The sequence below is a fragment of the Paenibacillus sp. TCA20 genome, assembly GCF_000732325.1.
Classification (GTDB): Bacteria; Bacillota; Bacilli; order Paenibacillales; family Paenibacillaceae; genus Paenibacillus; species Paenibacillus urinalis.
This window is the reverse complement of the sequence record NZ_BBIW01000001.1, coordinates 687,033-699,267: the sequence shown is the minus strand read 5'-3', so window position 1 is coordinate 699,267 and position 12,235 is coordinate 687,033. Positions and strand designations below refer to the sequence as shown.

Here is a 12,235-nt window from a genome sequence, read left to right as displayed (position 1 = left end):
TTACTTCAGAGTTCGTAAGCTTATACCCAAAATGTAAGTGTTATCATTTGATTGCGATTACAGTATATAGTGCAACCGGTTGCCCTGTCAATTAAAAAAACAGTCTGCATGAAAAAAAGCTGTCTGCATGAAAGTATGCAAACAGCTTGCTTAAGTGTCTTGGGTTTATAATCGTTCTTCATTTATCCTCGTACATGATGCACGCTCCACAATTCGGTGCGGCACAATAATATGCTTGGTCATTTCTTTCGGATCCTGAATCTTCTCGATGAGGCTCTTAGCGGCCTGGTAACCCAGCTTGAATATATCGATATCTACAGACGTGAGAGGCGGATTCATCATATCGGCAAGAGTTAGGTTATTGAAGCTGATCAAGGAGCATTGTTCCGGAAGACGTACCCCGATTTGCTGAAGTGTCCTTTGCAATGGCAGCGCGACAATATCGTCACCGACAATCATAGCCGTAGGAGGTGTATCCAATTGGAACAGGGCGGCAATATCGTCATTGGTGAACGATGTCCCGATCAAGTAACGGGAATCCCACTCCAAATTCAGTTCGCCAAGTGCGGCTTGATATCCGCGTACCCGCTCCTTGTGCACAGTCCTTGCTGTATCTGCTCCAACATAAGCAATTCGGCGATGACCGAGCTCATACAGGTATGTAACAACATCCTTCCCTGCCTGGAAATTGTCATTATCTACATGGGTCGTTTCGCTGACGTATTGCTGAGGCTTACCAATAACCGTGTAGGGGATTTTTTCGTGATGAAAAAAATCAACAACCGGGTCTTCGGGCTTGGAGTACAGGACGATAAAACCGTCCACCCGGTTAGCCCTCGTCATCATTCTTACACGAGACAAGAGTTCAGTATCATCTCTGCCGGTCACAATGGCCATTGTAAAGTTTTTTTCATTAGATAGTTCACTGATGCCCCGAATGCTCTCAAGAAAAAACGGATTCTGGAATATAGATACATCCGCTTCAGGCATAATAATGCCTAGGGACTGCGTCATTCGGTTGGCCAAGCTCTGCGCCGAATAATTCGGTTCATATCCAAGCGCTTTCATCTCTTTACGAACCCGTGCCTTGGTTGCCTCACTAATCTTGGGGCTGTCCTGAATGACCCGGGATACGGTGGAAGTAGCAACATTGGCTCGTTTAGCAATATCTTTAATTGTTACTGCCATCGCTGAATCTCCTTTTAATTTGCGTTATTCTGATGTATTTATCATACACACACCTAGACATATAAAACAATGCAGGAGGAATAAAAAAATTGGGAAGTTAAAAAAATGGGTTGCAAAATGAAAGCGAATGATTTTATAATAGCACTGCAACCGATTGCACTAAAGTTGCACGATCTTGCAATAACTCCTTTTCAAAAGCCATGGCACAATTTTAAGGAAGATGTAATCGCTTTTTTATCAATCACTGTGTCACCGGCTTTATAAACATAGGATTTTGTAAGGGATTTCTGAATGCGATATCAACAAAGAACAAGGCGTTCAGACCAAGCTGCACAATAAAAAACACAAGAGGTAACGCATATGAAAAAACTTCTGTCTTTTGAGTTTTGGCAAAAATTCGGTAAAGCCTTGCTAGTCGTCGTTGCCGTTATGCCGGCTGCAGGGATCATGATTTCGCTTGGCAAAGTGATCGCGATGTTTGCGGAAAATATCGCATTCCTTGTCACTGTCGGTGGTGTCATGGAGAACCTCGGCTGGGGGATTATTACCAACCTTCATATCTTGTTCGCTGTCGCGATCGGTGGATCGTGGGCAAAAGAAAGAGCAGGAGGGGCGTTTGCGGCACTTATCGCCTTCATTCTGATCAATATTACAACCGGTACCATTCTTGGCGTATCCAATGATATGCTGAGCCAGGAAGGTGCAACCACTACGACGCTGTTTGGTCAAATGATTACGGTAGATGGTTACTTCACCTCTGTACTTGGTGCTCCTGCACTGAATATGGGTGTGTTCGTCGGTATAATTTCTGGTTTCCTTGGAGCCGTTATCTTCAATAAATATTATAACTATCGTAAGCTTCCAGAAGCGCTGGCCTTCTTTAACGGTAAACGGTTCGTTCCGTTTGTTGTCATTCTGTGGTCCGTTATTGTTGCGATAGTAATGTCTGCATTTTGGCCGTTTATTCAAACCGGAATCAACAGCTTCGGTAAATGGTTAGCGACTTCAGGGGAGTCTGCACCGTTCATTGCCCCATTCCTATACGGAACACTGGAGCGTGTGCTGCTGCCATTTGGGCTTCACCACATGCTGACGATCCCCGTCAACTATACCGAGCTTGGCGGAATTTACACGGTACTCACTGGCGGCAATGCCGGCGGTACAGTTGCTGGACAAGATCCACTATGGCTCGCTTGGGCAAGTGACCTTGCCAATCTGCATGGTGCAGATCCAATGGCGTATCAGCAGCTTATGGACACCGTAACACCAGCTCGTTTCAAAGTAGGTCAAATGATTGCTGGCGCTGGTATTCTGATGGGTATTGCACTTGCGATGTATCGCAGAGTGGATAAGGACAAGCGTTCCAAATACAAATCGATGTTCTTGTCTGCCGGTCTTGCGGTATTCCTGACAGGAGTTACAGAGCCACTTGAGTTCATGTTTATGTTTGCTGCACCGCTGCTTTACGGTGTATATGCGGTCATTACTGGCCTTGCCTTTGGTATGGCTGATATTATTGACCTGAGACTTCATTCGTTCGGTATGATCGAATTGCTGACTAGAATTCCGCTATCGATCAATGCAGGCCTTGTTGCCGATATCATTAACTTTGTCATTACAACCGTTGTATTCTTTGCAGGCTCCTACTTTATCGCTTACTTCATGATTGGTAAATTTAAGATGGCTACACCAGGACGTCTTGGGAATTATACGGATGAAGAGTCCGATAAAACAGCAGCTACTGCAGAAGCTGCAGGAGAGAACATTCCTGCTGCTGCAACCGCTGGAGATGATCTTCCGGCCCAAATCATAGCCACGCTCGGGGGCCCATCTAACATTGTGGATGTGGATGCTTGCATGACTCGCCTGCGGATTACGGTGAATGATGTAAATGCAGTGGGTAACGAAGAGGAGTGGAAGAAGCTCGGAGCTCTTGGATTGATTAAGAAGGATAACGGTATTCAAGCCATTTATGGTCCAAAAGCCGACGTTCTGAAGTCCGATATTCAAGACAGACTAGGGTGATTACAATTTGAAGATTCTAACTTTGAACACGCATGCCTGGATGGAGGAGGATCAGCTGACCAAGATGGATCAGCTGGCCGAGTTCATTCGCACTCAGGATTTTGATGTCATTGCGCTGCAGGAAGTAAATCAGTCACAGCGTGAGGTACCATTATCTGATGACGATCTGAAGCACTTCCACGTTACAGATGATGAGGCGGTAGTAAAGGCAGATAATTATGCTCACGTATTACGCGCTCAGATCGGTACGTATTACTGGACATATATCCCGATCCATGTGGGATTTGAGAAGTATGATGAAGGCCTTGCTTTCTTATCGAAGACTCCGATCCTTGATGCTTTTGAAGCCTATGTTTCCGAAATGAGAGACTATGAGAATTACCGTACCCGCAAAATATTAGGGATCAAAACGGTTATATCAGGAGAAGAAACTTGGTTTGTGAATGGTCACTATGGCTGGTGGCATGATGAGGAATCTTTCAGAGGACAGTGGGATAACTCACTGGCTGTTCTGGAGAAGGTGAAGGATCAGCCGGCCTTCATTATGGGTGATTTTAATAATGCAGCCCATCTGGAAGGTGAAGGCTACGACTATGTTACACAGAGCGGATGGCATGACTGCTACGAGCTGGCAGAAGAGAAGGATGAGGGCTATACCGTTGTTAAAGCCATCGCCGGCTGGGAGAATAATAAGCAGAAGCTGCGGATTGATTATGTATTCAGTAATCGTAAGCTTGCTGTTAAATCCTCCAAGGTTGTTCTTGATGGCAAAGACAGCCCGATCGTCTCTGATCACTCCGGTGTTGCCGTAACACTATAATCAGATTTCGCTAGTGAAATGTAATATCGGATAAGTAAAGAAGCACACGGTTCTGCAAGGAAGATCTGCAGAGCGTGTGCTTTTTTTGCTGTGAAAAGAATCGACTAGCTCAAATGGCTTGATGGAATTGACTGGTGAACAGCTTGTAATATCGGCCTTCAGGACCGATGGCGAGCAGTTCCTCATGCGTTCCTTGCTCAACAAGGCATCCATTCTCCATGTAAAGAATACGGTCTGCATCTTGAATCGTACTGAGACGGTGGGCAATCACAAAGCTGGTCCTGCCTTGCATCAACGTCTTCATCGCTTCTTGAATATACATCTCGGTTCTAGTATCAACACTGCTCGTGGCCTCATCCAATATCAGTATGGCCGGATCTGCAAGTATAGCTCGTGCGATTGTGAGCAGCTGTCGCTGACCATGACTGAGATTGCCGCCCTCTGCACTAAGCTTCATATCGTAGCCGTTTGGTAATCTACGAATGAATCGATCGGCATTGGCCATTACGGCAGCCTGCTGGATCTCTTCATCTGTTGCATCCAATCTGCCAAAGGCGATGTTGTCTCGAATGGTTCCGGAGAAGACATGCGCATCCTGCAGCACCATACCGAGCTGCTTGCGAAGATTCTTCTTATCCAGTGAACGAATCGATTTGCCATCCACTAGGATATCCCCGCTCGCTGTATCGTAAAAGCGGGTAAGCAAATTGACGATGGTCGTCTTGCCTGCTCCAGTCGGTCCAACAAGAGCGATCTTCTCTCCGGGATGAGCCTCGAAGCTGATGTCCGTTAAGATTGGCTTCTCCGGTTTGTAATGAAAGCTTACCTGATCAAACTGAACAGAACCTTGGATATTCGTAATGGTCTTGCCGTGATCCTGCTCTTCCTCATACTCCGATTTCAGATCCATAATCTCAAATACTCGCTCCGCGCCGGCTACCGCAGATTGTATCAGATTGTACTGATTGGCAAGCTCCGATATAGGACGGCCAAATTGCTTGGAATAGTTCAGGAAGCTGACAACAATCCCGACAGATACCATCTCATTCTGAAACACCATCCATCCACCTACAGCTGCAATAAGCGCAAAGCTTAAGTTATTGATGACATTCATGAAGGGGCCCATCATACCAGATACGATCTGAGCCTTAATTCCAACCTTGTTAAGCTGTTCACTAATGTCCTTGAATCTTACGATTTCTTGTTCTTCCCGCCGGTACAGCTTGACGACCTTTTGACCGCTGATCGTTTCTTCAATCATGCCGTTTAACTGGCCGAGCTGCTGCTGTTGTCCCTTAAAATAAATACGGGTGTACTTCACAATCTGACGGGTCGAAATCAAGACGAGCGGAATACTGATTAGTGCAACGACTGTAAGCGGTACATTCAGACTAAGCATAATCACCAAGGACCCGACAAGGGTAACGAGACTGTTCAGCAGCTGAGTAACACTTTGATTCAGTGTGTTGGACACGTTCTCTATATCATTCGTCGCCCGGCTCATCAGCTCACCATTGTTCCGAGTGTCAAAGAATTGAACCGGAAGGTCCTGATATTTGGCGAAGAGATCATTTCTGAGATGAAGTACCGTTTTTTGCGATACACTGGTCATGACATACGATTGAATCCAGGTAACGATACTGCCTAACAGGTATATGGCCAGCATGATCAAGCATAAACGAATCAGACCTGTGTAATCTCCAGGTACAATATAATCATCGATTGCTACACCGATTAAATATGGTCCGGCTAAGGCAATGAGTGCGCTTAGTATGGTGAACAGATAGACGATAAGTAAGGCAGAACGCTGCTTATTCAGATAATTCCATATTCGCTTGATGGTTGCAGCCGTATTTTTGGGTCTTACTTTAATGGAGCCGGCGGGCTGTCCACCGGCAGGTCCTCGTGGTCCCGGTCCGGGCATGGCAAAAGCGGGTTTGTTCATCTCCTGCTTATCAGACATAAGATGATTCCTCCTTACGCTGAGAACGATAAATATCCTGGTAGACTTGGCTCGTCAGCATCAGCTCATCATGGGTACCCTTGGCCGCGATGGTCCCTTGGTCCAGCACAATAATCTGATCTGCCTGCATGACGGACGAGATCCGCTGAGCAATAATCAGCCTGGTTGTGTCTTTCATTTCTGTCTCCAAAGCCTGCTGAATTCTTGCTTCCGTCTTCAAATCTACTGCGCTGGTGCTGTCATCCAGTATTAAGATGGATGGTTTCGTGAGGAGTGCTCTGGCTATAGATATCCGCTGCTTTTGTCCGCCGGACAAATTGACCCCTCGTTGTCCAAGCTGTGTATCATATCCATGCTCCAGCTGCCGGATAAAGGGATCAGCTTCTGCCGCCGCTGCCGCCCATAGGATATCTTCATCGGAGGCATCCGGGTTTCCATAGCGGATATTATCGCGAATCGTGCCGCTGAACAGTAGAGCCTGCTGCATGACCATGGCTACTTCCTGTCTGAGGTAGTTCAGATCAAGATGCCGGACATTCACACCGTTGACATAAATTTCTCCACCACTTGCTTCATATAACCGCGGAATCAGACTGACGAGCGAGGATTTACCTGATCCTGTAGCACCGAGGATAGCCAGAGTCTCTCCTGGCTGAACCGTGAAGCTGATATCTCTTAATGTCAGGTCACCGCCATTAGAGCTGTACGCAAAGGATACATTTTTAAATTCAACACTGCCGCGCTTAGCTTCATCCGGAACGACAGGAGCTGAAGGATTCGCAATTTCGGATTGGGTCTCCAGCACTTCATTTACCCGATCAGCCGATACTTTGGCACGTGATACAAAAGCCAGCATGTTACTTAGCATCAGCATGGACATGAGCAGCTGGGTCACGTAATTAATAAATGCAATCAGTTTACCGATCTCAAGCCCGCCGCCCCAGTGCTGCAAGCCTCCAAACCATAATACGGCAACAATGCTGAAGTTAAGAATGAGCGTCATCAGCGGCATGTTCAGAGCCATCAATCGATTGGCGCGAATCGCAGCGTCGGTATATTCCTCATTAGCGTTACCGAATCTTTGCTGCTCATGACCTTTTCGAACAAAAGCCTTGATTACGCGAATGCCGGATAGATTCTCCTGAAGCACTGTATTGACGCTATCCAGCTTGGCCTGCATTTTGGTAAAGAGCGGGAATGAACGCTTCATTAATATAAAAAGAATGAGAAAGAGTGCAGGTACGGATACGAACAATATCGTGGTCAAGCTTGGACTGAGCAGTATCGCCATTACAAGGCTGCCTATCAGCAGCAACGGCGTCCGGACAAAAGTACGAAGGATCATTTGCACAAAAGTTTGGAGCTGAACAACGTCATTCGTCAGACGGGTAATAAGTGAGCCTGTCTTCAGCACATCCAGATTAAGAAATGAGAAGGATTGAATGCGTTCAAACAGTTTAATTCTCAGATCCTTGCCAAAGCTCTGGGAAGCGATACTGGAAAATATGCTGCACCCCGCGCCGCCAATCAGCCCGATCAGTGCTACTCCAATCATCAGCAGTCCCGTATCCCGGATATGGGCAAGATCATTTTTCATGATGCCTTCATCAACGATGCTCGCCATCAGTCGCGGCTGGAGAAGATCCATGCACACTTCAAGCAGCATAAGCAGCGGAGCAAGGATGCTGGCCGCAAGATAAGGCTTCAAAAATGGAAGCAGTCTGGACATAAAGTTCACCTTTCAACATGTTTTTATAGTTATATTTTTCTAAATATAATGAACTGCTGTTAACTTATACGATATATCGTTATTTGTCAATTGACTCTTTCCGGTTTTTAATTTACAAGGTCCATCCGTTCAAATCCAGAATCAGAATGGGGATATGTCTTCAAGTAATATGTATGGAGAATAGTGTGTTGGATTAATAAAATTGTAATTTCTAAAATAATTAAATAAGCGTTTACACGGCAGTAAGATTAGGTTTATTATGGATACATAGTTAGGTGATTTACTTTTATGAATTTATTATTTTATTAATTCAATTGGAGGTAATCGTTATGGTTAAAGTTGTTGTACATACGGATGTTCGAAAGAGTCAGATTAACAAAAATATCTATGGTCAATTCTCGGAGCATCTGGGACGCTGTGTATATGAGGGCATCTGGGTCGGTTACGATTCACCGATACCGAATACGGATGGGATTCGCAATGATGTGATTGGCGCACTTAAGGAATTACAGGTACCTGTCCTTCGCTGGCCGGGTGGCTGCTTTGCAGACGAATATCACTGGCAGGATGGAATCGGTCCTTATGAGACTCGTCCTCGGATGCTGAATACGCATTGGGGTGGAGTAGAAGAGAATAATCATTTTGGTACCCATGAGTTCATGCGTTTGTGCGAGCTGATCGGAGCCGAGCCTTACATTTGCGGCAATGTCGGAAGCGGGACCGTCTATGAAATGCAGCAATGGGTGGAATACATGAACAACGGTGGTCAATCCCCGATGGCGAGTCTGCGGGCACAGAACGGAAGAGAAGAGCCTTGGAATGTGAAGTATTTTGGTGTCGGCAATGAAAGCTGGGGCTGCGGCGGTAATATGAGACCGGAATACTACGCGGATCTGTATCGTCGTTATGCGACGTATGTACGTAACTACACTTCCGAGTCTGTTTACAAAATCGCTTGCGGACCGAATACAGCCGACTACCACTGGACAGAAGTGCTCATGCGGGAAGCGGGTAAATTTATGAATGGGCTGAGTCTTCATTATTACACAACAGGCACAGGCATCTGGGAGAAGAAGGGCAGTGCAACCGGATTTACGGCAGAGGATTGGTTTACGACTTTAAAAGCTACATTATATATGGAAGAGCTCATTGTTAAGCATTCTGCCATTATGGATAAATATGATCCTGAGAAAAAGGTAGGTCTCATCATCGATGAGTGGGGCACATGGTTTGAGGTTGAACCAGGGACGAACCCAGGCTTCTTGTATCAGCAAAATACACTGCGCGATGCGCTTGTTGCAGGTATTAACCTTAACCTGTTCCATGAGCATTCTGATCGCGTCCAAATGACGAACATTGCTCAGATCGTTAACGTGCTTCAGGCGATGATTCTGACAGAAGGTGCAAATATGGTACTCACACCGACGTATCATGTGTTTAACATGTTTAAGGTGCATCAGGATGCACATCTGCTGCAAACCCATTATGTGAGCCCTTCCTATTCCAATGGAACAGATGAGATTCCGCAGCTGAGCATCTCCTCATCGGTTGATGAGAACGGACATATTCATGTCTCTGCTTGTAATCTCAGCCATGCGGATTCCCTTACGGTAGATTTGGATCTGGTAGGCTTAAGCGGAGTAGAGATCAGTGGTCAAGTACTGACGGCAAGTGAGCTTGATGCTCACAATTCCTTTGGCAGCCCAGAGCAAGTAGCGCCAAAAGCATTGGAAGGAATCACTGTAGAACAGAACTCAGTGCGATTCTCACTTCCTGCGGCTTCCGTGGCGGTGATTAAGATCGTTTCTTAAGAAAGGGTGACTTCCAAGATGGCGACGAGATCTGAAACGGAGCTCTGCAAGGGCTGTACTGCAAGCGTTCATGTCAGTGAATCTGAACTGGAGCAGCTGGAGGAGGCTTATACCGAGAGCAATACAGGTAAGGAGGAAGCCAGCCGTGAGCTATACCGAGAGCGCCTGGCTGTATGCAGGAGCTGTGACGGCTTCATGTATGGGACGACCTGCCGATATTGCGGCTGTCTCATTCCATTGAAGGCGAAGGTGCTGGAGGCGACATGTCCATATCCGTTTGAGCCTAAGTGGGAGAGGTAGGATCTGAGGGAGGACAGAATTGAAAAAAGGCAGGAGAAGTGCTTGAACTGGACAAGACAACCTCTAAGCATTTCGTTTCCTTCGCATATGAGCCGGCAAGAAAGGGTGCCCCCACCTATCCGAGGAAGTAGGGGAGAGTAAATAGGTCCGATACTGCATTGCTTGGCGAAGCAGAGTTCGGACCTTTTTATTTTGAGTTGGACCTGCTGTAGAAGGCTCCATCAACGAATGCTTGGGTTTGATCATTTTGGCCGGGTGATTCTTGCTCCTCATCATTGGTGAATGTACATTGAATAGGTTTCAAAATCACCTGCTGATGAGTAATGAAATGGATACAAAAAATACAAATTAACCTATAATAAGGGTGTAGTGCCTTTTCAAGATCATTTATCGAGAGAGGTGTTCGATGTGAAGATAGCAATGGTAGTGTTTAATGGCATGACTTTTTTGGATTTTATCGGATTTTATGATGTCATTGCCAGGTTAAAATCTTGTACAGAAATGAATGACACTACATGGGACATATGCGGAATTCACGAGGAAGTTAGTGACGAGCATGGGATGATGGTGAAGGTAACGAGAGTAAAGCCCGATTTAAAGGATTATGATATGGTATTTGTCCCCGGAGGATCAGGAACACGAACCCTTCAATCCGATGATGAGTTTATGAACTGGTTTAAAGGAGCCGCTGGCACGAAATTCAAAGTGTCTGCATGTACTGGTTCGTTACTGCTCGGTGCCGCTGGGTTTCTGACAGATAAGAGAGCGACAACACATCCTTTCCATTATGATTTGCTTGCTCCTTATTGCAAGGAAGTCGTTAAATCCCGGCTTGTGCGGGATGGACATGTCATTACTGGCGGAGGGGTAGCCGCTTCAATTGATCTTGGTCTGTATGTGCTCGGTCTCTTTGTTCCAGATGAACAGGTTCAACAGATTAGAAAGCAAATGGATTACCCATATAGACAACGCGATATTGTAACTGCTTAGCATTTCATTTAAATGGAGCTGAGTGATGATGCAAATGCTGTTCGAATATAATTGGCAGGTACGTGAAGAGTGGTTCGACTGGTGCAGTCGGATCTCTGAAGAGGAACTGGTGAGGGAACGGGAAGGAGGCCTGGGCAGCATTTTGCGAACCCTTTTTCATATCGTAGATATTGAGCAAGCGTGGATAAATGGACTTCAAGGCGTTCCGGAGTTTCATTATACTTACGAGGACTATTCTTCGTTAGAAGAAATAAAAGCGCTGTCACAGCGCTGTCGCCCTCAGGTTGAAACGATTGTAAAGCAATGGTCTGATGAAATGGATCGTAAGATGTTTTTTTCATTCTCATATGCCGAGGTTATCCGTCATGTGGCAGTACACGAAATTCACCATGTAGGCCAATTATCGGTATGGTCACGTCAGATGGGACTTCCTCCGATAACTGCAAATTTAATATTGAGGGGCCTAAGCTTGGATGGATCAGCCAACTAGAATTAACTTAGACCGCCTCCTGCCATTTGAGAATGACAAGAGATAAGTCTGTAATAAATGCTCTTATGCTCAGATTAAACACCTCTTTTGTATAAGAAAAAGAGGTGTTTTTTTATGAAAAAGTTAGCTGGTACCGCACTGGAAAATCCAGTAAAATAGTGAGAATGAATCAGAGAAAGAAGGTATATCCATGTCATTTGAACAAGTGCTGGACAAAGGCTATGTCAGGCTGGTGAATCATATGGGCTCTGACCTGACCATTGTCAACGCGGCCAGAGTATCCTATGCGAAGGAGTCTACCACACTATCGGATCGAGATATCCGGCTTATTCAGTTCCTGGCAAGAGAGGGACATACCTCTCCGTTTCGTCATGTAGTGCTTCAGTTTGAGGTTTATGCTCCGCTCATGGTAGCCAGACAGTGGTGGAAATATGTCATTGGATCAAGTCATATGGAGGGAACAGGCGATAGTATGGAGGCCTGGAATGAATCCAGCCGCAGGTACATAACAGAAGAGCCGGAATTCTATATCCCACAGCATCATGAGTGGAGAAGTGCACCGGAGAATTCAAAGCAAGGCAGTGGAGCGCCGCTATCCATGGAAGAAGGAACGAAGCTGACTCAGGAGTTAATCGATTACATAGAGCTGGGTGTACAGAAATATGAGGAAGCACTTCAGAGGGGAGTGTGTGCTGAACAGGCCAGATTGTTTTTGCCTTCATACGGAATGTACATCCGTTGGTATTGGACGGCGTCTCTCCAGTCCGTTTGTCATTTCCTGAACCAGCGTCTGATGCATGATGCGCAGAAAGAAATACAGCTGTATGCCAAAGCCATTTTGAACTTAAGTGAATCCCTTTTTCCGTATGCACTTAAAGAGATGGTCGAGCTGGGCAGCATAACAGTGGAGGAAGCTTAA

General features: G+C 45.9%; 10 protein-coding genes. 7 read left to right on the top strand and 3 right to left on the bottom strand.

Annotated features, from left to right (window positions below):
* Nucleotides 1–165: 165 nt before the first annotated feature.
* Nucleotides 166–1,188 (bottom strand): LacI family DNA-binding transcriptional regulator, encoded by a 1,023-nt coding sequence (locus TCA2_RS03260; protein WP_047910083.1) that lies wholly within the window; start codon nt 1,186–1,188, stop codon nt 166–168.
* 360 nt (nt 1,189–1,548) lie between these two features.
* Between TCA2_RS03260 and TCA2_RS03255 the strand changes: the two genes are divergently transcribed.
* Both TCA2_RS03255 and TCA2_RS03250 read left to right on the top strand, forming a co-directional pair.
* A complete protein-coding gene (locus TCA2_RS03255) occupies nt 1,549–3,213 on the top strand; it encodes a PTS transporter subunit IIBC (protein ID WP_047910082.1) in 1,665 nt (554 codons plus the stop codon).
* Nucleotides 3,214–3,220: 7 nt separating this feature from the next.
* Complete coding sequence (locus TCA2_RS03250) at nt 3,221–4,033, top strand: endonuclease/exonuclease/phosphatase family protein (RefSeq protein WP_047910081.1); 813 nt, start codon at nt 3,221–3,223, stop codon at nt 4,031–4,033.
* A gap of 109 nt (nt 4,034–4,142) precedes the next feature.
* Here TCA2_RS03250 and TCA2_RS03245 read toward each other — a convergent pair whose 3' ends face one another.
* Nucleotides 4,143–5,996: an ABC transporter ATP-binding protein gene (locus TCA2_RS03245; RefSeq protein ID WP_052511702.1), complete on the bottom strand. Its 1,854-nt coding sequence runs from the start codon at nt 5,994–5,996 to the stop codon at nt 4,143–4,145.
* Complete coding sequence (locus TCA2_RS03240; RefSeq protein ID WP_047910080.1) at nt 5,989–7,725, bottom strand: ABC transporter ATP-binding protein; 1,737 nt, start codon at nt 7,723–7,725, stop codon at nt 5,989–5,991. The genes TCA2_RS03245 and TCA2_RS03240 overlap by 8 nt, the downstream gene beginning before the upstream one ends.
* Nucleotides 7,726–8,054: 329 nt before the next feature.
* Between TCA2_RS03240 and TCA2_RS03235 the strand changes: the two genes are divergently transcribed.
* The 5 genes from TCA2_RS03235 (at nt 8,055) to thyX (ending at nt 12,235) form a co-directional block, all read left to right on the top strand.
* Nucleotides 8,055–9,536: an alpha-N-arabinofuranosidase gene (locus TCA2_RS03235; RefSeq protein ID WP_047910079.1), complete on the top strand. Its 1,482-nt coding sequence runs from the start codon at nt 8,055–8,057 to the stop codon at nt 9,534–9,536.
* An 18-nt stretch (nt 9,537–9,554) separates the two neighbouring features.
* Nucleotides 9,555–9,836 (top strand): DUF6171 family protein, encoded by a 282-nt coding sequence (locus tag TCA2_RS03230; RefSeq protein ID WP_047910078.1) that lies wholly within the window; start codon nt 9,555–9,557, stop codon nt 9,834–9,836.
* Between the two features lie 408 nt (nt 9,837–10,244).
* Nucleotides 10,245–10,826, top strand: coding sequence for a DJ-1/PfpI family protein (locus tag TCA2_RS03225; protein WP_047910077.1), 582 nt, complete (start codon nt 10,245–10,247; stop codon nt 10,824–10,826).
* 28 nt (nt 10,827–10,854) lie between these two features.
* Complete coding sequence (locus tag TCA2_RS03220; RefSeq protein ID WP_047910247.1) at nt 10,855–11,316, top strand: DinB family protein; 462 nt, start codon at nt 10,855–10,857, stop codon at nt 11,314–11,316.
* A 190-nt stretch (nt 11,317–11,506) separates the two neighbouring features.
* Nucleotides 11,507–12,235, top strand: coding sequence for an FAD-dependent thymidylate synthase (thyX, locus tag TCA2_RS03215; protein ID WP_047910076.1), 729 nt, complete (start codon nt 11,507–11,509; stop codon nt 12,233–12,235).